This window comes from Nostoc sp. (assembly GCF_036919895.1).
Classification (GTDB): Bacteria; Cyanobacteriota; Cyanobacteriia; order Cyanobacteriales; family Nostocaceae; genus Nostoc.
Genome location: NZ_JBALBW010000021.1, coordinates 16838 through 38156, shown reverse-complemented (window position 1 = coordinate 38156; position 21319 = coordinate 16838). Strand labels below are relative to the sequence as shown.

General features: G+C 42.8%; 18 protein-coding genes. 11 read left to right on the top strand and 7 right to left on the bottom strand.

What is annotated here, in order from left to right; all coding sequences use genetic code 11:
• The first annotated feature begins 166 nt into the window (after positions 1 to 166).
• From V7K55_RS03150 to V7K55_RS03130, 5 genes are all read left to right on the top strand, one after another.
• Positions 167 to 1933 (top strand): ATP-binding protein, encoded by a 1767-nt coding sequence (locus tag V7K55_RS03150; protein ID WP_334828104.1) that lies wholly within the window; start codon positions 167 to 169, stop codon positions 1931 to 1933.
• 480 nt (positions 1934 to 2413) lie between these two features.
• On the top strand, positions 2414 to 2644 hold the full coding sequence (locus tag V7K55_RS03145) for a NifU family protein (RefSeq protein WP_334828101.1): 231 nt from the start codon (positions 2414 to 2416) through the stop codon (positions 2642 to 2644).
• A gap of 102 nt (positions 2645 to 2746) precedes the next feature.
• Positions 2747 to 4981, top strand: coding sequence for a glycoside hydrolase (locus V7K55_RS03140; RefSeq protein WP_334828098.1), 2235 nt, complete (start codon positions 2747 to 2749; stop codon positions 4979 to 4981).
• A gap of 274 nt (positions 4982 to 5255) precedes the next feature.
• Entirely contained in the window at positions 5256 to 6308 is a 1053-nt protein-coding gene (locus V7K55_RS03135) for a serine/threonine-protein kinase (RefSeq protein WP_334828096.1), read from the top strand.
• Between the two features lie 500 nt (positions 6309 to 6808).
• Positions 6809 to 8845, top strand: a complete 2037-nt coding sequence (locus V7K55_RS03130) for a serine/threonine-protein kinase (RefSeq protein ID WP_334828094.1) — start codon at positions 6809 to 6811, stop codon at positions 8843 to 8845.
• Between the two features lie 25 nt (positions 8846 to 8870).
• Here the strand turns inward: V7K55_RS03130 and V7K55_RS03125 are convergent, their stop codons facing one another.
• Complete coding sequence (locus V7K55_RS03125; RefSeq protein WP_334828092.1) at positions 8871 to 10085, bottom strand: peptidase; 1215 nt, start codon at positions 10083 to 10085, stop codon at positions 8871 to 8873.
• 203 nt (positions 10086 to 10288) lie between these two features.
• Entirely contained in the window at positions 10289 to 10444 is a 156-nt protein-coding gene (locus V7K55_RS03120; protein WP_334828090.1) for a hypothetical protein, read from the bottom strand.
• A gap of 198 nt (positions 10445 to 10642) precedes the next feature.
• Here V7K55_RS03120 and V7K55_RS03115 point away from each other — a divergent pair, with 198 nt between their 5' ends.
• Both V7K55_RS03115 and V7K55_RS03110 read left to right on the top strand, forming a co-directional pair.
• Complete coding sequence (locus tag V7K55_RS03115; protein WP_334828088.1) at positions 10643 to 12706, top strand: serine/threonine-protein kinase; 2064 nt, start codon at positions 10643 to 10645, stop codon at positions 12704 to 12706.
• A 105-nt stretch (positions 12707 to 12811) separates the two neighbouring features.
• Positions 12812 to 13006 carry a hypothetical protein gene (locus V7K55_RS03110; RefSeq protein ID WP_094330521.1) on the top strand — a complete coding sequence of 65 codons (195 nt, stop codon included), beginning with the start codon at positions 12812 to 12814 and terminating at the stop codon, positions 13004 to 13006.
• Positions 13007 to 13102: 96 nt separating this feature from the next.
• Here the strand turns inward: V7K55_RS03110 and V7K55_RS03105 are convergent, their stop codons facing one another.
• The gene (locus V7K55_RS03105) at positions 13103 to 14416 is read right to left on the bottom strand and encodes a TldD/PmbA family protein (protein WP_334828085.1); all 1314 of its coding nucleotides are present in this window, start codon (positions 14414 to 14416) and stop codon (positions 13103 to 13105) included.
• A 15-nt stretch (positions 14417 to 14431) separates the two neighbouring features.
• Between V7K55_RS03105 and V7K55_RS03100 the strand changes: the two genes are divergently transcribed.
• Positions 14432 to 14581, top strand: coding sequence for a hypothetical protein (locus V7K55_RS03100; protein WP_181154487.1), 150 nt, complete (start codon positions 14432 to 14434; stop codon positions 14579 to 14581).
• A 123-nt stretch (positions 14582 to 14704) separates the two neighbouring features.
• Here V7K55_RS03100 and V7K55_RS03095 read toward each other — a convergent pair whose 3' ends face one another.
• On the bottom strand, positions 14705 to 15565 hold the full coding sequence (locus V7K55_RS03095; RefSeq protein ID WP_334828082.1) for a Tab2/Atab2 family RNA-binding protein: 861 nt from the start codon (positions 15563 to 15565) through the stop codon (positions 14705 to 14707).
• A 38-nt stretch (positions 15566 to 15603) separates the two neighbouring features.
• Here V7K55_RS03095 and glsA point away from each other — a divergent pair, with 38 nt between their 5' ends.
• A complete protein-coding gene (gene glsA / locus V7K55_RS03090) occupies positions 15604 to 17049 on the top strand; it encodes a glutaminase A (protein WP_334828079.1) in 1446 nt (481 codons plus the stop codon).
• The gene (locus V7K55_RS03085; RefSeq protein WP_334828077.1) at positions 17018 to 17641 is read left to right on the top strand and encodes a globin domain-containing protein; all 624 of its coding nucleotides are present in this window, start codon (positions 17018 to 17020) and stop codon (positions 17639 to 17641) included. The genes glsA and V7K55_RS03085 overlap by 32 nt, the downstream gene beginning before the upstream one ends.
• A 120-nt stretch (positions 17642 to 17761) precedes the next feature.
• On the opposite strand, the gene V7K55_RS03080 is transcribed toward V7K55_RS03085, so the two are convergent.
• Both V7K55_RS03080 and V7K55_RS03075 read right to left on the bottom strand, forming a co-directional pair.
• Positions 17762 to 18409: an HAD-IA family hydrolase gene (locus V7K55_RS03080; RefSeq protein ID WP_334828075.1), complete on the bottom strand. Its 648-nt coding sequence runs from the start codon at positions 18407 to 18409 to the stop codon at positions 17762 to 17764.
• A 160-nt stretch (positions 18410 to 18569) separates the two neighbouring features.
• On the bottom strand, positions 18570 to 19763 hold the full coding sequence (locus V7K55_RS03075) for an NAD(P)/FAD-dependent oxidoreductase (RefSeq protein WP_334828073.1): 1194 nt from the start codon (positions 19761 to 19763) through the stop codon (positions 18570 to 18572).
• A gap of 182 nt (positions 19764 to 19945) precedes the next feature.
• Between V7K55_RS03075 and V7K55_RS03070 the strand changes: the two genes are divergently transcribed.
• The gene (locus tag V7K55_RS03070) at positions 19946 to 20569 is read left to right on the top strand and encodes a 4Fe-4S single cluster domain-containing protein (RefSeq protein ID WP_334828070.1); all 624 of its coding nucleotides are present in this window, start codon (positions 19946 to 19948) and stop codon (positions 20567 to 20569) included.
• A 158-nt stretch (positions 20570 to 20727) separates the two neighbouring features.
• On the opposite strand, the gene V7K55_RS03065 is transcribed toward V7K55_RS03070, so the two are convergent.
• Positions 20728 to 21171: a pyridoxamine 5'-phosphate oxidase family protein gene (locus V7K55_RS03065; RefSeq protein WP_334828068.1), complete on the bottom strand. Its 444-nt coding sequence runs from the start codon at positions 21169 to 21171 to the stop codon at positions 20728 to 20730.
• Positions 21172 to 21319 lie beyond the last annotated feature (148 nt).

Below are 21319 nucleotides of genomic sequence, written 5' to 3'. Positions count from 1 at the left end.
CATTCATTTGCCAATAAAAGTTAAAAAAGGTGAAGTTTGCGAAGCTGAATTTCAGAACACTAAGAAATATCCAATAAAAACAAAAAAGCTGTAAAAATTTATGCAAAAATTTGAGCAGCTTTAGTACAATTACGGTCGGATACCCTTTGTCTATCCAACTCAATTAATGACTATTACTGCCAATTCCCAATTGTCGAATGTATTTTCCCAAAATCTGGAATCTATTGCCAGTAAGACTGATGGCTCATTACCAACTCTAGGAGCCGAGTTGGTGTATACACAAGATGGGGCAGGGCGCTATCTGACCTTTTGTTGGCAGCACAGCGAACTCCTGGGGTTAAATACCGAAAAAATAGTTGACGAGTTGAACCAGACCCAAACCTTTGCGCCGGTGGATAAGGTTAATTATTTGGAACGATTGCACCGAATTTTGACAAATTTGGTGCCAGAAAGGTTTCAGTGTTGGTTTAGCTACCACCAGGAATTATTTGAGTTGGACTTAGTTATTAGTCCGATTATGCCGAGTTTAGGAACAACTGCCACTACAGTTTTAGTGATGGGACGGTTAGTGCAAGCAACGCTGAACAAAAAACAAGCGCGTGTAATATGTAAAACACCTACACAAATAGAGTTGGCTTTACGATCGCAGCAACACCAAAAACTGGTAAATCGCATTACCAGAAATATCCGCCGGACATTGGATTTAGATATAATTTGGCAGCAAACAGTTGACAGTTTGGGGAAAGCACTGCGGCTAGAACGCTGTATTATTTGTCCTTATCAACCCTCTAGCTCAAAAGTAAAAGTGAAGGCTGAGTATCGCCAGCCAGAACTCCAATCAATGCTTGGCTCGGAAATAGATATAGCTTCTGAGCCTGCTTTTGCTCAGGCTTTGACAAGCCTAGAACCAGTTGTGATGGAAATGGCTGGATACAAGGAGTCTGGGCGGCAGAAAACTTTAGTGGTTGCAACTTGCTATCAAGACCAAGCTAATGGATTGGTTGCCTTGAATTGGCAGGATGAATGTTACACATTAACAGAATCGGAATTAGAACTAGCAAAAGAAGCAGCAGATCAATTGGGAACTGCGATCGCACATGCTACTTTATATGAAGAATTAGAAGTCGCGCGTCAAAGAGCCGAAGAAGCTTCCCGCCTCAAAAGCGAGTTTCTGGCTAATGTATCCCATGAAATTCGTACCCCCCTCAACGGGATGATTGGCTTTTTGAAGCTGATTTTGGAAGGGATGGCAGATGATCCAGAAGAACAAAACCAATTTTTGGCAGAAGCTCATAGTTTATCGATACATCTGCTAAATATCATCAACGATATTTTGGACATTGCCAAAATCGAAGCGGGCAAAATGGAGCTAGCTTACGCTCCAGTCAAGCTAGATGAGCTATTCAGTGCTGTAGAAAGTTTCATGCGTCCCCAAGCAGAAACGAAAAACCTCAGCTTTCTGATGCAAATGCCTCCTACCTCTGATGAAATTATTGTCCAAAGCAACTACCAACGATTGCTACAAGTGATGCTCAACTTACTAGGTAATGCCATCAAATTTACCCATGAGGGCGGCGTAACCGTCAGCGCCGATTTAGTACTCAAAAAAACAAAGCCGAACTTTCAAGATCGGGAATTTCCCGGCATGGTAAGAGTCCGTGTAGCAGATACTGGCATCGGTGTTTCTCTAGACAAACAAGATAAACTGTTTCAATTATTCTCTCAGGTAGATGGCTCCCGGACTCGCCAGTATGGTGGCACAGGTTTAGGACTGGCAATATCCCAGAAGCTAGTGGAGGCAATGGGCGGCGAGGTACATTTTTATAGTCTTGGCGAAGGACTTGGTTCAACAGTTACATTTACAGTGCCACTATATCAACAGCCAGTCATGGTTTCATCTGGTGATAGCGACTCAATAAATAGTGCTGAATGAGTCATTGGTCATTGGTCATTGGTCATTAGTAATACTAGGTTTGGGATTTTAAATTTTAAAGTTTTTTAGTAATTATTTAGTTAAGAAATCACAAAATTGGGGATGGGAGATTGGAAAGAATTATGCCCCTAGTCCACACAATTGTATAATTATGGGCTGAGTTGTGAAGAACAAAACACAACAAACACCTAAATGTTGGCTTTTGTTTTGCTCTACTCAAATTTGCGAAAAATAAATTTTTGACCCCTTTTTACTTAAATCCTGTCTTCCGTCAGACTGCAAAGCAGAACCTAAAAGCTAAAGTAAAGTAGGAGGCTCAGACGAAAACTCTGTTCCAGACAACATGAAAAATAAAATTTTGGATAATGGTTAACCAGTAACGGCGTATAGGGTACAGTAATCACCATTATTCAATGCCCCATTCCCCATTCCCAAACCTCCATTCCCAATGCCCATCATTAACTTAGCAGGTCTAAAACTATGGAACTCACAATTGACAACGTTGAAACAGTCTTAGATGAAATGCGCCCTTATCTCATGTCTGATGGCGGCAATGTGGAACTCGTAGAACTCGATGGCCCTGTTGTAAAACTGCGCCTGCAAGGTGCTTGTGGTTCTTGTCCCAGTTCTGCAATGACCCTGAGAATGGGTATTGAACGTCGCTTAAAAGAAATGATTCCTGAAATTGCGGAAATTGAACAAGTAATGTAGGGACTGGGGACTGGAGATTGGGGACTGGGGAAGAATGGATTTTTTCATTCATAATTTATCATTAATACCTAATCCCCATTTCCTAACCCCTAGTCACTCGCTATGCCTCATCCTCTTTACATTGCTTTTATCTGGCATCAACATCAGCCTCTGTACAAATCTCCTGGTAGTGGCGTTTCACTATCTCCGAGTCAGCAGTACCGTCTACCTTGGGTACGTTTACATGGGACTAAAGATTATTTAGATTTGGTATTGCTCTTAGAGCGGTATCCTAAGTTGCACCAAACGGTAAATTTAGTACCATCGCTGATATTACAACTCGAAGATTATATTGCTGGGACTGCTTTTGACCCTTACCTCACAACCTGCTTGACACCGGATGAACAACTCACCCAGCAACAGCGCGAATTTATTATCCAACACTTTTTTGATGCCAATCACCATACGCTGATTGACCCACATCCCCGCTATAGTGAGTTGTATCAGCAAAGGCAGGAGAAGGGGCAAGCTTGGTGTTTAGCAAATTGGGAATTGCCAGATTATAGTGATTTGCTAGCTTGGCACAATTTGGCTTGGATCGATCCGCTATTTTGGGATGACCCGGAAATTGCGACATGGTTAAAACAGGGTCGGAATTTTACTTTAAGCGATCGCCAACGCATTTATTCCAAACAACGAGAAATTCTCAGCCGCATTATCCCTCAACATCGCAAAATGCAGGAGGCGGGGCAGCTAGAAGTTACTACCACGCCTTACACTCACCCGATTTTACCCTTACTAGCTGATACTAACTCTGGTCGGGTAGCTGTGCCTAATATGACACTACCTCAGCAGCGCTTTCAGTGGGAAGAAGATATTCCCCGCCACTTACGGAAAGCTTGGAACTTCTATCAAGACCGCTTTGGACAGATACCTCGTGGTTTGTGGCCTTCGGAACAGTCAGTCAGCCCGACAATCCTTCCACACATTATTAACCAAGGATTTAAGTGGATATGCTCAGATGAAGCAGTCTTAGGGTGGACGCTGAAACACTTTTTTCATCGGGATGGGGCGGGAAATGTCCAGCAACCAGAACTGTTGTATCGGCCCTATCGTCTGCAAACCGCAGAGGGTGATTTGTCAATTGTATTTCGCGACCACAGATTATCAGATTTGATTGGCTTTACCTACAGTGCCATGCCAGCAAAAAAGGCAGCAGCAGACTTGGTGGGACATTTGCAAGCGATCGCAAAAATGCAAAGAGATAGTCAAAGCGATCAACCTTGGTTAGTTACCATTGCCTTAGATGGCGAGAATTGCTGGGAATTTTATCCCGAAGACGGCAAACCCTTCTTAGAAGCTTTGTATCAAAGTTTGAGCGATGAACCCCGCCTTAAACTCGTCACTGTCTCCGAATTTTTGGAAGAATTTCCCGCCACAGCCACCATTCCCGCAGGACAACTACATAGTGGTTCTTGGGTGGATGGCAGTTTCACCACCTGGATTGGCGATCGCGCCAAAAATCGGGCTTGGGATTACCTGACGGAAGCAAGGGAAATGTTGGCAAGTCATCCCGAAGCGACGGAAGAAAATAACCCAGAAGCATGGGAAGCATTATATGCCGCAGAGGGTTCAGACTGGTTTTGGTGGTTTGGTGCAGGACACTCCTCAAATCAAGATGCCATTTTTGACCAATTATTTCGAGAACACCTATTTGGGATTTATAAGGCATTAAACGAACCTATACCGCCCTATCTCAAGCAACCAGTGGAAATCCACGAAGCACAGACAAACCACACCCCACAAGGATTTATTCATCCCGTCATTGATGGTAAGGGTGACGAGCAAGATTGGGACAAAGCTGGACGCATAGAAATCGGCGGAGCGCGGGGAACGATGCACAACAGCAGTGTCATCCAGCGACTTTGGTATGGGGTGGATCACCTCAATTTCTATTTGCGGCTGGACTTTAAAGGCGGCGTTGCACCAGGAGAGGATTTTCCCACAGAATTGAATTTGCTGTGGTTTTATCCAGAAAAAACAATGGTTAATAGCCCGGTTCCCTTGGCAGATTTACCAGATGCAGCCCCACTTAATTACCTTTTTCACCATCTTCTGGAAGTTAACTTACTCACGCAATCGATTCAGTTTCGGGAAGCTGGAGACAATTATCAATGGCAACCGCGTTTCAGTCGCGCTCAAGTAGCAATAAATAGTTGTTTAGAATTAGCAGTACCGTGGGCAGATTTGCAAGTTCCCCCAGATTATCCTCTGCGCTTGATTTTGGTGCTTGCAGATGAAGGGCGTTTTTGTAATTACTTGCCGGAAAATGCTTTGATTCCTATTGAGGTACCTTAGAACTCAATACCGTTTTTAACTTCTTACCCCTGTGCTATCTGCGTGTTTGCTAGTCAAATAAATTACTTTTAAACCGCAGAGGCGCAGAGAACGCAGAGACAAAAGAGATTTTTGGGGTTACTTTAAAAGCGCTAGTTCTACAGAGATTTATTTTTACTTTTTAAATTTTTAACAGAAAAGTAGTGATGATTTAGCAAAGTTACAGTAAGATTACTGTTATCAATAAATATTCGTCGTAAGATTAGAGACATTTCATAGCAGATAACCTATACTAATGAATCGCTTTTCTCAGAAAATAACGAATTCTCAAGAGAGCATTTCACAGCAAAGTCAACTTGGCCAGATGTGTGGTTCCAAGAGGCTGTTTCGCGATCGCTATGAAATATTGCAAGTTCTAGGTAGAGGTGGTTTTGGCATTACATTTTTAGCCAAAAATGCCGTATTACCAGGGAATCCTCTGTGTGTGATTAAACAGCTTTGTCCGAAAGTGACTAGTCCCCAAAGTTGGCAAAAGGCATGTGCGCGTTTTGAAAAAGAAGCAAGAACTTTAGGTCAACTCGGTAGTCATTCGCAAATTCCCATGCTATTAGACTACTTTGAGTCCAATGGGGAGTTTTTTTTAATTCAAGAATACATACCGGGTTTGACTTTGGCCCAAGAAATGCGGCGAACTGGGCCTAAAAATGAAGCCTCGGTTAAACAGTTTTTACAAGAATTATTACCAGTATTACAGTATCTTCATAAACATCATGTGATTCATCGGGATATTAAGCCCCAAAATTTATTGCGGTGTGAGTACGATCGGCGGGTAGTGCTGATTGATTTTGGTGCGGTGAAAGAACAATTAGTTGATGCTTGTGAAAACTCTGCCAATCAAGCGGCAAACACCAACTTTATTGGTACTAGAGGATTTGCGCCACCAGAACAATTTTCTCTGCGTCCAGTTTATGCCAGTGATATTTATGCACTAGGTGTAACTTGTATTTATATGCTGACCGCTAAAAGTCCTTTAGAATTTGATTATCATCCAAATACTGGTGAGATATGGTGGCAAAAAGAAGTAAGTATCACCGATAGTTTCGCCCAGATTTTAGGAAAAATGGTGAAGATAACCTTAGCCGATCGGTTTAAGGCTGCTGATGAAGTGATAAAAGCTTTAAGTTATGAAAGCTATTTGCCTACTTTAGCTAACTGTCTAACTACGCAAAAATTAAGTAATAAAAGTATTACACAATACGAAAACTCTAACGAAACTCCTGATGTGTACCTGCCACCTGTTGCCAGAACTGCTAGTGCTATTCGGAAATGGCGAGCAAGGCTTAAGTAAACGACTTCCAAATAAAAATTACGTAAAATATATCTCAAACTCTGATTTCTCCGTGTCCTCTGTGGTTCGTTATTCCGTAACTCTTGCGTAAGTCCTACTTTTGTTACTTTAAGTATTGGCGATTTAAAATATCAAAAACAAATCTAGTAAGCATTGTGACTATATTTAATAGTCAGTAATGGTTAATTTATCGGGGTTTCACTTAATTACTGAGTCAATTGTTGCTTGTCAATATACAAGTAAAATTACTACGGCTAGCAGTTCAAAAAAATATTTCTATTCAGATTATTATATAATCGGAAGAATAATTAATTTTATGGCTCTCGTAGTTTTCCACAGATAAGGAAGACTGACTACTATTTACAAACGCTAACTATATAAGTAATTCCCCAATCCCCAGAACAGGGTTTTCTACCACAAGTAAGCGAGAGTCAATTTTCTTAAGGGACAGTTCGGGGCAAACTTAGCCTAAGTTATCATGCAGTCGCGCCTGTCAGAGAATGATCTGCTGCTTAAATCCCGATTGCCTAAATCCCCTGAATCCCAATGGAAAGAAGTTTTGCCAAAGTTGTAGCGCCCCGTTGGTGTCACTTTTAAGAAATCGCTTCCGTGTCATCCGAGTCCTTTCAGATGAGGGGGGATTTGGCAGAACCTATCTATCAGAAGATGTCGATAAACTCAATGAACGTTGTGTTATCAAGCAATTAGCTCCTAAGTTTCAAGGAACTTGGTCGCAAAAAAAGGCGATGGAGTTGTTTGCGGAAGAAGCACAGCGACTACAAGACCTTGGGGAACATCCCCAAATTCCGACTTTGATAGCTTACTTTGAGCAAGATGGCTGTCTATATTTAGTGCAGCAGTTTATCAATGGCGAGAATTTGTTAAAGGAGTTGCAACAGCGCAAGGGGTATAACGCTAGGGAAATTCAATCTCTTTTGCTAGATTTATTGCCCATCCTAAAATTTATCCACGATCGCAAAGTCATTCATCGGGATATCAAGCCAGAAAATATTATCCGCCATAAAAGTGATGGGCGATTAAGTCTGATTGATTTTGGTTCCTCAAAGCAATTCACCGCAAAAGTTCAGCAGAAATCTGGCACATCCATTGGTTCACATGGTTATTCTCCCCTAGAACAAATTAGAGATGGGAAAGCTTTTCCCGCCAGTGACTTGTTCGGTTTGGGGGCTACCTGCTTTCATCTGTTAACGGGAAATTCACCCTTTCAGTTGTGGATGGAATCTGGGTACGCCTGGGTGAGTAATTGGCGAGAATATTTGCGGAGTCCGTTAAATCCTGAATTGGATTTTGTCATCGACAAGCTTTTGAAAAAAGATATCTATGAACGTTACCAGTCAGCCGAAGAAGTTCTTAGAGACTTGACTCCAAAACAACTCCTCGCATTACCACCAGCCGGTAAGTCATCTGGGAAAATACCACCAACGAAAGCCCCATATTTACCAAAAAGTTATCCCTTAGTGAGAATTTTAATCTTGGTAAGTGCTTTCATTTTGTTGTTCGGATTCCAAGAATCTTGGTATAAACATTTTCGCCGGATTCAAACCAGTTTAGTCACCAAGCTAAGTCAGCATAATAATTCTGGCAAAAATGAAGCGCTTTTAGGTCAACCGCCAAAGATTACTTTAGGAAAGGTTTCCTTAGCTAACACCCTCCAAGGACATGAAAACTCAGTTTTATCCGTCGCCATCAGCCCCGATGGTAAAACCATTGCCAGCAGTGGCGGCGATGGCACAATCAAACTTTGGAATCTCGCAACCGGAAAAGAAATCTCTTCACTCAACGCCTATTCTCAACAGGTAAATGTCGTAGCGATTAGCCCAGATGGTAAAACTTTGGTGAGTGGTAGTGATGACAGCACGATCAAAATTTGGAATTTAAAAACGCGAAAACAAATTCGCACTTTAGAGGGGCATTCTGACTCAGTTCATGCCCTAGCTATTAGTGCTGATAGCGAGACTCTGGTTAGTGGTAGTGATGACAACACCATCAAAATCTGGGATTTAGCAACAGGAGAGCAAATTCGGACACTAGTAGGGCATACATTCTGGGTGCGATCGGTAGCCATCAGCCCTGATGGTGTGATTCTTGCTAGCGGCAGTTTTGACAAGACGATCAAAATCTGGAATCTCACAAAAGGTTATTCAATCCGCACACTAGAGGGAAATTATCAAACAGTAACATCTGTGGCTATTAGCCCAGATGGGAAAATTTTAGCCACTGCTAGCCGCGATCGCACCATCAAACTTTGGGATCTAGTTACAGGAAAAGAAATTCGCACACTAGCGGGACACGCCAACACAGTTACAACCGTAGCCTTCAGTGCCGATGGTAAAATGATTGCTAGTGGTAGCCGCGATCGCACCATCAAACTCTGGAATTCAGCCACAGGAGAGGAAATTCTTACATTGGCGGCGCACACCAACACTGTGACATCCGTAGCCTTTAGTCCTGATAGCAAGACTCTTGTCAGTGGTAGTGAGGACAACACCATTAAGATTTGGCAGTTGTCTCAGTAAAAACCTCTCCTCTGGTAGAGGATAATCAGAAAATAGTCAATCTATATTTACCATTTTCCTGTGGGTTTTTGGAAGTAACAACTATATAGTAAGTATCATCTTCAGGCAACCTAGCTCGGTCAATTAAAGCGCTGTACACTCCATTTTTGTCTTTGTCTCTATCTATAGCGATCGTCTTTCCTTGAGAATTTAGCAAAGCTACATAAGGAGAAAATTCTTCATCAACACTATCTACACGAATACTTATAAGCTGATTTTTTTTCCCTTGGAAATTAGAAACATTGTAAGCGCCTCCATTTTGTTTCAGGGTTGAGCTTTTGGCACTTAGTTGACCGGATTCATCTAAAGTATAGCTAGCTCTATCATTCCTCAGAGCCAGACTATAGCGACCTATCTCTCCGGGATCTCGGCTAGTAACTGCAATCTTGTAAGTGCCGTTCATCGGCAGTCGTGCAAAAATGAAAGCATCATCCCCATCACCACTTTTTTGCAAAGTCCCTTTTTTGACGATCACATTGTTATTAGGATCGTGCAGAAACAACAAAGGATTTAAACTCAAGTTATTCGTTCTACGTGTATCATTACTGCCAATCAGCCTAATTTGGACTAATTGATTTTCTCTACCTTCAAACTCATAGAAATGAAAATATCTACCTTCAGATTTAAAGTCATTCCTACTCAGAATACCTAATGCGACATCTACAAAGTTAATCTTCTTATAAGTAGGTGTTACGGGCGAAGAAACTGGTGAATTTCCACTTGTAGCTATATTAGACCCTGACTTGCGAACCCTCCCGGAGCCACTATTAGAACGATTGGTATTTGAGTTAGAAACTCTATCTCCAGACGATCTAGATCCATTACTATTGGAACGATTAGAATTTGAATTAGAAGCCCTACGCCTAGATGGTCTAGAGGTATCATCATCTGAAGCGCTGGAAGCTTGCTGAGAATTTTCTGTAGTAGACGATGTTCGATTAGCCTGTATTGGTGACTCAACCGATGTCTTCTTTCTTGGAGATACTGACGCTTGAGAAGCCGGAAGTTGCTCAATTCCTTTTTCTACCGCTTCTGGTTGTCTTTCATCTGGTGATTTAGCAATTATAAAGTCTTGATAATTTTGAGGTTTTGCCAAAGCACTTATAGGCAGCACATTACTTGCGATCAACAAACTACTACTCAAGGAACAAATTAAAATGTGATTTAATTTGCGGCGATAGTTTTTGGTTTCTAGTAGCATAATTACGCTCCTAATTTTGCTGATGATTTGGTCTTGACTAGATAGACAAATTTTAAGTCTAAAATTTTATATTCCAATTTAGACTACTAATATATCGTGGTGGGAATTTACCTACCTCTAACAAAGGCATTTTGCCTAATTTTTTTGAGATAGTAACTGGATTTTTGCCAACCTGTACTAGAGTGAATTTGAACCTCGCATGACTAGAAGTCACGAGTGTGCAGCTTGCAGAAATCAATTTTGGAAGTATATGTTGAGCTAAAAACTGAAATTGCTGCTTTTGGGATTGTTGCCAAGAAGCCGATATATTTTTGCTCAATTGAGCTAGATGTTGCCAGACTACGAAATCGGGAATTCATATCTTGAATTTACGCCAATCAATTATTCAAAAGGCATCGTTAAAGCACAACTTCTCTCAAGTTATTTAAGTTGTTCAATACCTAATAAGGTAAGGGGATTGGGGATTTGTACAGTATCTCGGTAATATTTACTAACAACAGAGATTATACTGCATGACTTAAGATGAATATATACTCCCATTGAAATGGATTCCCAGTATGCTCTGTTGTGTGAATCCCGATTGCCAAAAACCCCTGAATCCTGATAAAAACAACTATTGTCACAGTTGTAGAGCGGAATTGATCCCCCTGCTGGGAGGTCGCTATCGTCCGACTCAGATGTTGTCAGATGAGGGCGGATTTGGTAGAACCTATTTGGCAGAAGATATACACAAGCTGAATGAATGCTGTGTCATTAAGCAATTTGCACCAAAACTTCAGGGAACTGGGCCATTAACAAAGGCCATTGAGCTATTTAAACAAGAAGCGAGCCGACTGCAAGAACTCGCAGAAAATCCGCAAATACCAACTTTATTAGCTTATTTTGAGCAAAATGGCTATCTGTTTTTGGTACAGCAGTTTATCGATGGGCAAAACTTGCTTAAGGAATGGCAGATGCGGGGAAGCTATAGCGAAACAAAAATTCGCGAACTTTTGCTAGATTTATTGCCAGTTCTGGAGTTTATTCATCTGAAAGGAGTGATTCATCGGGATATCAAACCACAAAATATTATTCGCCGTCAAAGTGACGGGCGGTTAGTGCTAATTGATTTTGGAGCCTCCAAGCAGTTGGCGGCAACAGTGCAGACTAAGATGGGCACTGTTATTGGCTCACACGGTTACACTCCACTTGAACAGATGCAAGATGGAAAAGCTTACCCAGCTAGTGATTTATTCAGTTTGGGGGCGACTTGTTTTCATTTACTAACAGGGGTTCGCCCATCTAACCTGTGGATACAGGAAGGCTATAGTTGGGTAGGATCTTGGCGACAACATTTGAGCAGTCCCGGAAGGGAAAAGGTTTCTGTATCTATAGAGTTGGGTGAAGTTTTGGATAAGCTGTTGCAACGAGACATCCAAAAGCGTTACCAATCGGCTGATGAAGTCATAGCTGACTTGACACCTGGGCTACCACCTTCGTCATCAGTGCCCCCTACTATACTTTCAACAACATTTACAGCTACACCAGCAAATCAAGAGCCAGTTTCACCAAAACTAAATAACACGCTAAAAAGTAAACTGCTATTAGGTTCTAGTCTTTTGGTGTTGGGATTGGGAGGAGTTTGGTATTTCCAGAGTCCCCCCAATCCAAAAACTGAACCTTCTTTGCCTATTTCTCAGCCGATTCCGTCACCAAAAAGCGTCTCGGAAAATTATCTTCTGCCCAAACCCCTGAAGGGGCATTCCAGCGATGTCAATTCTGTAGCTTTCAGTCCTGATGGCAAAACTCTTGCCAGTGCTAGTGATGATAAGACAATCAAGCTATGGAATCCGGTAAGTAGAGAGGAAATTCACACTTTAGAAGGACATTCCAATTGGATTTGGACTGTAGCCTTCAGTCCTGATAACAAGATCCTCGCCAGTGGTAGTGCGGATAAGACTATCAAACTGTGGAATGTGGAGACAGGAAAGTTAATTCGTACTTTAGAGGGAAATACCGATGGAGTGACTTCTGTAGCTTTCAGTCCTGATGGCAAAACTCTTGCCAGTGGTACTGCTAGTAAGGATATGAAAATCAAACTGTGGAATTTGAAGACAGGAAAGTTAATCCGCACATTACAGGGACATACTAATGGTGTTGGATCTGTGGCTTTTAGTCCTGATGGTAAAACTCTAGCCAGTGGTAGCTGGGACAAGACAATTAAATTATGGAATCTGAAGACAGGAAAATTAATCTGCACTTTGGCGGGAAATGCAGACTCAATTCTTTCAGTTGCTTTTGCCCCTGATGGTGTCACTCTAGCCAGTGGTAGTAAAGATAAAACAATTAAATTGTGGAATCTGAAGACAGAGAAGGAAATCCGCACCTTAAAGGGGCATAAAGATAAGGTTAATTCTGTCGCTTTTTTGCCAAGCAGCGTAAATCCAAATGGTGTAATCCTTGTGAGTGGCAGCAGTGACAAGACAATTAAACTGTGGAATCCGGTAACAGGAAGACAAATCCGCACTTTAGAGACGGGTTCTGGATATATTTATGCGATCGCCATCAGCCCAGATGGACAAACTATTGCCGGTGGTGGAAGTGGTGAGAATATTCTTAAGCTTTGGCAGACGATTCACTGAAAATGATTCTGACTTCTGTTAGTGGATAGCTAAGGTTTAGCCCATTCTGACTTTTAAATTATTCTTCAATTTCCAGTTTTTTTGTATATATGTAATTGGTAAAAAATGGAAGATTCAGTATTCATTATATTTCTTTCCTTTGGGTTTATTTGGGTTTTGATGGGAGTTGTAGGTTGGATTGCATTTCTAAAATCTGAGGGTGAAGAAATTAAGTTTGGTAAGTGGGGACTTATAGTTGCTATTCCAATCCTAATACCAATAATCTTTACTTTGATTATTGGTATTTTTTATCATAAGTAAATAAGCTATTAGTTAACTTGTGAATTGCACCCTTGACCAAAATTACTGTACTTTCTCCACCAGAAAGTCCTATTTGATTTACGAATTATAAATTATTTAATTGTTTCTCCCCGTGGTAGATAGTCCTTCTACTATCAGAGATGGAGTATAACAAGAACCATTCCAATCACCATCGTTGCCCAATGCAACCAATTGCTTCAGGGCTGTGTAAACATTACCTGCAACCATCGTATCCTTAACACGCCCAATTACTTGACCATTTTGGACGCGGTAGCCTAAATCGACATTGATCGAAAAATCTCCAGAAATACTGCCGTCACCACCCAGCATTTGATCCACAATCAAGCCATTATCTAGTTGTGTAATTAAATCTGGTAGCGATACCGAACCTGGCTGGATCAGAAAATTAAATAATCCAGGAGTGGGATAGCTACCTAAACCAGGGCGAAAACCATTTCCAGTGGTGTCAGTACCTAGTTGGCGGCCAGTGGTGCGATCGCCATAAAAATGCTGTAAAGTACCATTTTCGATAAATACTAAAGATTTAGTCGGAGTGCCTTCATCATCAAAAGGGCAACTGTAAGGCCCGGCTTCTGGATCTTGGTAGAGGGTAAGACTGGGTGCAACTACTTGGTTCCCCAGGCGCTCTGCCCAGGGGGAAGCTACTTCTAAGACTAGCTTGCCATTCAAAGCTGATTGCACAGTATCCCAAAGCATATCAGCAGCTTTAGAAGTGAACAAAATCGGGACACGACCAGTAGGGGGTGAGACATTTTCTTTGGCCCAAATTAACCGTTGTAAAATTTGGTTAGCTAATATCTTGGGGTGGAGTTTCCCCCGCTTGGTTTGACCATCAGAAACACTTAAAAAATCATCGCCCCGCACCCATTCTGCTGATACATAGCAGCTAAGGGTAGTATCAGTATAGTGACAATCTAAACCTTTAGTGTTGACTAGTCTGGTGGTTTCAATATCACATTCCCAGTCACCATTGCATACAACATCGGGATAGGCATCGCGGATAAGTGCGATCGCTTCCTTGCCCCAATCTACCAAAATCTCTACTGGTACAATTTTCCCTAAATCTTGGTAGAAGGGCTGAAAGTTAGAGCCTAATTCTACGGTTTCCGGTTCATTCAGTTGACTTAATGCCAGAGCTTTTTCTACCATCACTTCGGCTAAGACAGAACCGTAAGCCACCGTGAGTCCCGGACGACCGTTTCGCCAAAGCCGTAATGCTGTACCTTCAGATTGGTTGGTTTCTAGTTGTTTGAGTCGGTTTGCCTCAAAAAACACTGGACGAGAAAGCGATCGCGACTGATACACCTCAGCAGCTTCTGCTCCAGATTTTATAGCTAGTTCCAGCAACTGTTCGGCTAGTGTATCTTGTGACAAATTTTCAGAATCCATGACCCTTAGTGAATTGTGGATTTTGAACCGCATATCAACGCTGAAAGAGAAAGTGCGATCGCTAAAAGCCGGCGATCAGGCTTTCTGCTGATGGACGCAGATAACTATCCAAAAATCATCAGCGTTTCCCTACAGTTACGATTGAAAACCGCAGATCAACACTGATGGACGCAGTTAATTATCCCAAATCATTGTCATGTCTCAACGGATCTTGTCATTTGTCATTGGTCATTTTTCATTGGGCATGGTTATTCTCCTTTTCGCCCTTGTCTCCCCCAATCCCCATTTTCAAAGATTAATCTCTTGCAACAGCCAAAAACCAGCAAAAGACTGTGCTTTGGGATCGGACTGCACACCAATAAAATGCACTCCGTTAGCTTTTTGCTTGGCTTCTTCAAAACCTTTAGCCTCTGCTAAGACTTGAGGTTTTTTGATATTTGCCACAATCCAGCTTTCATTAACACCGGTTTCTAAAAGCAATCTCGCCTCTTCACTGGTATCAAGTTTCAAGAAAGCTAACTCCAAACCAGACATCCAGCCAGCCAAGGGTAACGCTCTCGATGAGAAAATCAAAATACCAGGAATCCGAGCTTCGGGTGAAACTTTCGCCAACTCTAAAGGGAAAGCTTCACCAAAGCCAATTTCCCACTCTGGCATCTCTGCAAAATCCGCAGCATCTAAGGTAACAAATACCCACTGTTGTCCTTCTAAAGCATCTGGTAAACGTTGCGGCAAAGGTTTCTCCAAGCGGACTGAGGGATTAGTCCCTCCTTGATACCCTGGTTCATGAGGATACACTTCCTCCATGCGCTCTTCTAACCATTGGTTGAGAACCAAAGTGCGGCGGCTAGGCTGGGCGGGAATGCCTATATCTTGGCAGGCTTTAGTAATCATGTTGTTCATTTGGCGACGGAAAAAACGGATTTTAATTGGTGCTTTTCCAGCTTGGTCAATAGCCTCCTGCAATGCTGTCCGCAACCAGCCCGAATTTACCTGGGTACTGGGACAATATTGAGCATAGCGAAACAAAGAATCTGGTTTTGTGCCGATATCCAAGGGGCTTTCGCAGACTAAAACTTCCCAAATTTTTTTCTGATTAGCATCCAGAATTGGACGAGAGTAAAAATCGATTTCCCAAATACTGCCCATGTTTTGCGGTAAAAGTCTGGCTGTTATGTTTTCCTGATATGTTGATCATACGAGTGTTGGGGCAGGATGTAGCATCGAACGTTTTTCTGATTAGCCGCATTCTCCGCCGCGATCTAGCCGTAGCCGATTTTGATGAATTCCGTAGAGACTTGGATAGCCTCTATGAGCTAGTTGAGCCAGATCGTTCTGGTGCCAATGCCGATTATATCCCCGTGCTGCGTGACGCTGACCCGGAGCGATGGGGAGTTGCCTTTTGCTCGGTAGACGGACAGCGATATGCACGCGGTCACGTCGATGATTTTTTTTCCATTCAAAGTACCTCTAAACCAATCACCTACGGTTTAGCATTGAAGGAAATCGGTTCTGTCCGCACCCATGAATGGATTGGCATGGAGCCAAGCGGACGACCCTTTAACCACCCCGAATTGCTGCCAGATCAGCGACCCTATAATCCGATGGTCAACGCTGGTGCAATCATGACCTGCTCAGTACTTGCTTCAGCCTTTGAAGGTGCCTTACCAAGGGAACTTATTGATTATGTCGCTAGCATTTGGGAGCGGATGTGTGGCTCCTTAGTACGGTTGTCTGAAGAGACGATGCTTTCAGAAAAAGCAACAGCCGATAACAATTTTGCCTTAGCCTACCTGATGCGGGGACGTAAAGGGCTGCCCGCACCACTGGAAAACACGCTCGATCTCTACTTTGGACTGTGTTCGTTAGAATTAACTTGCGATTCAATGGCAGTCGCAGCCGCGACGCTAGCTAACGGCGGTGTTTGCCCGATCACAGGAGAGCGCGTCTTCAGTGCTGAGGTTGTGAAGTCTGTGCTGTCACTCATGGCTAGCAGTGGTATGTATAACAACGCGGGTGAATTCTTTTATCACATTGGTATCCCTGCTAAGAGTGGTGTGAGCGGTGTAGTGATGGTGGTGATTCCCAATTTCGGCGGCTTCGCTACCTTTTCACCCCGATTAGATGCCTTCGGTAATTCAGTGCGCGGTGTACAGTTCTTCCGTAAACTGGTAGCTAACTTTACGTTTCATACCTTTGACAACATCAGTGGTGGATTCAATGGCTTCAAAAAAGACCCAACCCGCGCTGGTTTTCCCCAAAACAATGGACGGCTAATCCGTTGGGCTGCCGATCTGGGGGATATGGAGATGCAGAAGCTACATGCCCTGTTTGTGCGGACACTGGCTGCGGTAGCATTGACCTGCGGCGGCTTAGACGAGGCAGGCGTTCATCGGGTACAAACAATCTACGCTGGGTGTATGCGTGGTTTCCTCACACGCGAAGAACTGACTACCTCTGCCGTCTTTTCCAGTTCGGTTACTGCCATTGATGAGTTGTGCGAGGAGATAGCGAAAGCACGCGATCGCTTAGATACACGCGCTGGTGAGCTACTGTTTGAGGGCGCGTTGCTGCTGCTGTCGCGCACAGGCGCAAAGGTGAGTGCTGCTGCAACGCCTCGCCCACAGCTTTGACTTGTCTGAGGAAACAACGGAGTTCCTTGTTGCTCGCTGGGATAAGATGAATCTTGAAGAAGTTCTTGCTACACGCGGTGTTGATCTCTCAACTCCGGTAGAACCAGAAGTGAGCAACGCAAACGAGATCGCAAACCAAACTAACACCGAAAAATTGCATTTGTCGCGGGAAGAAATGGTTTTCTATGTCCGCGATTCATGGGAATTTGCTAGCCGCCACCGAGAGCAGGTAGCCAAGCAGATGTATGCACGCCTGCTATGGACGGATGAATCTGCGGCGGTACTGTTCATTCACACTGATATGGAGCATCAGTCTGAGCTACTGACGCACATGCTTGATGTGGCAGTGTCTAAACTCGACGTTCTCGATGAAATTACTGATACGGTACGCGAATTAGGACGGCGGCATGTCTCCTACAGCATCCGCCCCGAACACTACTCGACGGTGGGAGCAAGCTTGCTCTGGGCGCTAGAGCAGACGTTAGGCCCGCAACGCTGGACAGATAAAGTCGAAGCAGCATGGAAATTAGTTTACACAATACTCATGAGTGTAATGCTTGAAGGCGATCAAGAAGCTCGTAATGGCCTGTAAATAACCTTTTGAGGCGTTTGGTGTGCTGACATCACTACTATTTATTAGTATTATCAACTGTTGAGTATATGCTGTGTTGTGTTGAGATTGCAGAAAAAATAGCGATCGCAATCTATCCCCTCAATTCCCTCGATTTATCCAAACGCCTCTGAGTCCAGCGGCTTTAGCTGCATAGTAGTCTTCTACAATGCTATCGCCAATATGCCATGCTGCCTCTGGAGAACATTTATGTTTATCTAAGGCAATAGCAAAAATTTGCGGGTCGGGTTTAGCTGCACGTACCTGGGTAGAAATGGTAACGGAGGTAAAAAACTCTCTCAATCCCAAACTTTGCAATACTGAGTAAATTCGGGAATCAAAATTGGATAGTACCCCCAAAGTAATCCCTAACCGCCGCCAGTTGATTAAAGCTGGTAAAACATCAGGATAGACAAACCACGGTTCGCCAGTGCCAAAGTGGATGTAAAGTTCGCTAAAAAAAGCCGAAAAGTCAGAAAATTCCTTGAGAACACCTGCATTTTCAAAAGTGTTCAGGGCAATTATCCGCCACCAATCAAACTCGCGTTGAGGAATATCTTGCAGTTCTGCATCTAGAAATATCGGCGGCGGCGCTGCTTTAAAGCTTTTGATGAAGGCTGTATTCAATGTTTCGGCCGGAACTGTAACACCAAATTCCTCGGCTATCTGACTATAAACTTTACCCACACTGCCTTTAACATCGAAGAGTGTGCCCACAGCATCTAAAAAAATAACTTTCGGTTGTTCCATCAAAGTTTGAAGATTTTGAATGTGGAATTTTAGATTTTGGCTTGTTAAAAGCTTCTGTGGGTAGAGTTTAGCATCTCTTAAGTAAGTTGGCGGAAATAAAGGAAATCATTGGTCATTGGTCGTTTGTCCTCATTCCCAATTCCCTATTCCCAACCTTCAGTTATTGAGAAAGCGTTTCTATAATTGGACGCACCAGCCAATTAAAACCAACTTTGAGTTGATGGTCTAAAGTTGGCAACCTATATAAATAAGCCATCCGACGGGCGACAGATGCTAAGGGGCCATCTAGTTTAATTCCCAAACCAGTAAGGGTGGCGTTATCTTTACCCAATGCCATCATCTCTCCTAACTGTTGGTAGTGGAAGGGAAGGAGGGGACGATTACTGAGACTTGCCCAGATATTCCAAGCAGTATAATCAGCTTGTTGAAAAGCCGCTTGTGCCGTGGCGGGAACTTGCTGTCCTTCAACATCATGACAGTCTGCTAAATCTCCCAAGGCAAAGATTTCTGGACGATCGATTACTTGCAGATTGGGTGTAGTGCTGATTTGACCGCGCTGGTTTTGCTTGAGGGGAAGAGATTTCACTACGGGCGCAACTTTATTTCCCACAGTCCAAATTACCAAATCTACGGGAATCGTATCTAACTGGTTTTTGTACTCTAGTGAAATGCTATCTTGCTCTATTGATTCGATTTTGGTTTCTAAATCGACAAATATGCCACGGGCTTCTATTGCTTTTTTTGCTGTTTCCCGATTAAACTCTGGGGAAGTTCGCAAAATTTGATCGGCAATTTCAACGATCCGAAAGCGTCCTCTTTCACCGAGTCTGTCAGCTAACTTACAGGCTAACTCTACACCACTGTAGCCAGCGCCAATAATTGCCACCCGAATTTTATCAGCATCGGATTCTTCTAAAAATCGCAGGCGTTCTTCTAAACGATAGGCATCAGAGATGGTGCGGAATGGGTAGCCGTAGGCCGCCGCACCGGGGACTAAATCTAGCGGTGTCTCACCTCCCAAGGCCAGCACTAAGCGATCGTAAGGGATTTGTGGCCCTTCTTGGATATTTACCCGTTGCTGGTCGATGTCAATTCCAGACACAACACCTTGATAAAAACGCACCCCTGTACCTTGTAAAAGTTCTTCAAAGGGTGGGGCAATTTCCCAGGTTTGCAGTTCGCCAGTAAGTAATTCGTAAAGTAAAGGGGAGAATAGGAAGCGATCGCTTTGATCTACTAAAACAATTTCGGGTTTTTGCGTAGATTCCCAAGGTAACTGGCTTAAGCGCAAGGCTGTATAAAGACCACCAAAGCCCCCACCAAGGATACAAATTCTAGAATTTTGTTGAGTCATGGATTTAATCTATAAAAGGATCAATACTAGTTGGGCAATTAACTTCAGTCTAGTCAGTTAAAGCGGACTTTTCAAAATCCCATCAAGTTTTTGACAGATTAATCATTAATTGTCACAGTTATCTGACAGTCGATTCGCTATAGTTAACGGCTAACAGGCAACGGCTAAAAGGAGTTAAAGAGATGGAAATTAAGCCAACTGACCCATCGCTAGCACTCATGGATATTCCCCCTGGCTATCTCAACATTATGGGTTACGTCGATCAATCAGAAGTTAATGGCCCTGGTTGTCGTGCAGTTGTCTGGGTACAAGGTTGTCTTCGTGAGTGTCCTGGCTGCTTTAATATTAACTCTTGGTCATTTGAGGCTAACCAACTGATTGCTGTTGATACTCTTGCCGAAAATATTCTCAGCAATCCGCACAACACTGGTGTAACATTTTCCGGTGGAGAACCCTTTTGGCAAGCAACTGCACTAGCTTCTTTAGCCCGTAAGGTAAAAGCTGCTGGGTTAAATGTAATGTCTTTTTCTGGGTTCACTCTCAAGCAACTACAGTCTCAATCTGCGCCACCAGGTTCCCAAGAATTATTAGAACAACTTGATATCCTGATTGACGGGCCTTTTGTCCAATCTCTGGCAATTAATTCTCCTAACTCTCCAGTTTCTTCTAGCAATCAACAGGTTCGGGTGTTCAATCCGGCTTTTCAAGACCAGATTACTTGGGCTAGCGACCAGATAGAAGTCCACATCCTCAAGGATGGTGGACGCATTGTTACTGGTTATCAAGGGGGGCTGGAATTAACCTAAAAGTAATTTTTAAGTAGCAAATGAGTAGCAGCTAATTAAAAATCGGGGCATTCTGCGTTAACCACCTTCGTCTAAACAATTACATTTGTAGAAATAATTCAAAATTCATAATTTATCTTTTTAAACTACGAATTTTGAATTATTTGAAGGGATTAGTATCAAAAAACTAATTTTTTTGGCTGAAAACTCGATACACTATCCCAATAATTAACCTGGTTAATATTCACCTTAAGCAAAGCAATATCAGGTTCGTCTAGTCCTTTAGGAAACCAGGTTTGGAGTTCCGGCTTCCATAAATCTCGCATTTTGTTGCGGTCTTTTACAAGTTGTGATGTCCCTGAAATGGAAACGTATCGCTGCTGTTCGGGTGATGAGAAATTAACATTTACTTGCTCATGCTGCTCAATCTCAGTTACCTTATGGGAACCAGAATAAGTAAAGAACCAGAGCGTGGCTTCAGAGTTAATTTCACCACTTTTCGACATGGGGTAACTATGCAAACTTCCATCATCATCGACTGTGGTAAACATACCATAATCAATATCTTTGATTAGTTCATGCAGTTTTTGAATCTCTTGAGTGCGGTCTGTAGAAGTTGCCATTTTTGTACTCTTTTCTCTATTTGCTACTGAGCTATAATTTTTGATTACAACCATTTTTCAGTATTAACGTTTTTAGTCACAATTACGTGACCCTAGAGGTGGAATTCTCATATAATTTGCTCTTATAGTTATATCTATAGAGAGATTT

What these genes read in the sequence shown, in the direction of transcription:
- V7K55_RS03150 (WP_334828104.1), top strand. Translation starts at nt 167, where the DNA reads ATGACTATTACTGCCAATTCCCAATTGTCGAATGTATTTTCCCAAAAT.
- V7K55_RS03145 (WP_334828101.1), top strand. Translation starts at nt 2,414, where the DNA reads ATGGAACTCACAATTGACAACGTTGAAACAGTCTTAGATGAAATGCGC.
- V7K55_RS03140 (WP_334828098.1), top strand. Translation starts at nt 2,747, where the DNA reads ATGCCTCATCCTCTTTACATTGCTTTTATCTGGCATCAACATCAGCCT.
- V7K55_RS03135 (WP_334828096.1), top strand. Translation starts at nt 5,256, where the DNA reads ATGAATCGCTTTTCTCAGAAAATAACGAATTCTCAAGAGAGCATTTCA.
- V7K55_RS03130 (WP_334828094.1), top strand. Translation starts at nt 6,809, where the DNA reads ATGATCTGCTGCTTAAATCCCGATTGCCTAAATCCCCTGAATCCCAAT.
- V7K55_RS03125 (WP_334828092.1), bottom strand. Translation starts at nt 10,085, where the DNA reads ATGCTACTAGAAACCAAAAACTATCGCCGCAAATTAAATCACATTTTA.
- V7K55_RS03120 (WP_334828090.1), bottom strand. Translation starts at nt 10,444, where the DNA reads ATGAATTCCCGATTTCGTAGTCTGGCAACATCTAGCTCAATTGAGCAA.
- V7K55_RS03115 (WP_334828088.1), top strand. Translation starts at nt 10,643, where the DNA reads ATGCTCTGTTGTGTGAATCCCGATTGCCAAAAACCCCTGAATCCTGAT.
- V7K55_RS03110 (WP_094330521.1), top strand. Translation starts at nt 12,812, where the DNA reads ATGGAAGATTCAGTATTCATTATATTTCTTTCCTTTGGGTTTATTTGG.
- V7K55_RS03105 (WP_334828085.1), bottom strand. Translation starts at nt 14,416, where the DNA reads ATGGATTCTGAAAATTTGTCACAAGATACACTAGCCGAACAGTTGCTG.
- V7K55_RS03095 (WP_334828082.1), bottom strand. Translation starts at nt 15,565, where the DNA reads ATGGGCAGTATTTGGGAAATCGATTTTTACTCTCGTCCAATTCTGGAT.
- glsA (WP_334828079.1), top strand. Translation starts at nt 15,604, where the DNA reads ATGTTGATCATACGAGTGTTGGGGCAGGATGTAGCATCGAACGTTTTT.
- V7K55_RS03080 (WP_334828075.1), bottom strand. Translation starts at nt 18,409, where the DNA reads ATGGAACAACCGAAAGTTATTTTTTTAGATGCTGTGGGCACACTCTTC.
- V7K55_RS03075 (WP_334828073.1), bottom strand. Translation starts at nt 19,763, where the DNA reads ATGACTCAACAAAATTCTAGAATTTGTATCCTTGGTGGGGGCTTTGGT.
- V7K55_RS03070 (WP_334828070.1), top strand. Translation starts at nt 19,946, where the DNA reads ATGGAAATTAAGCCAACTGACCCATCGCTAGCACTCATGGATATTCCC.
- V7K55_RS03065 (WP_334828068.1), bottom strand. Translation starts at nt 21,171, where the DNA reads ATGGCAACTTCTACAGACCGCACTCAAGAGATTCAAAAACTGCATGAA.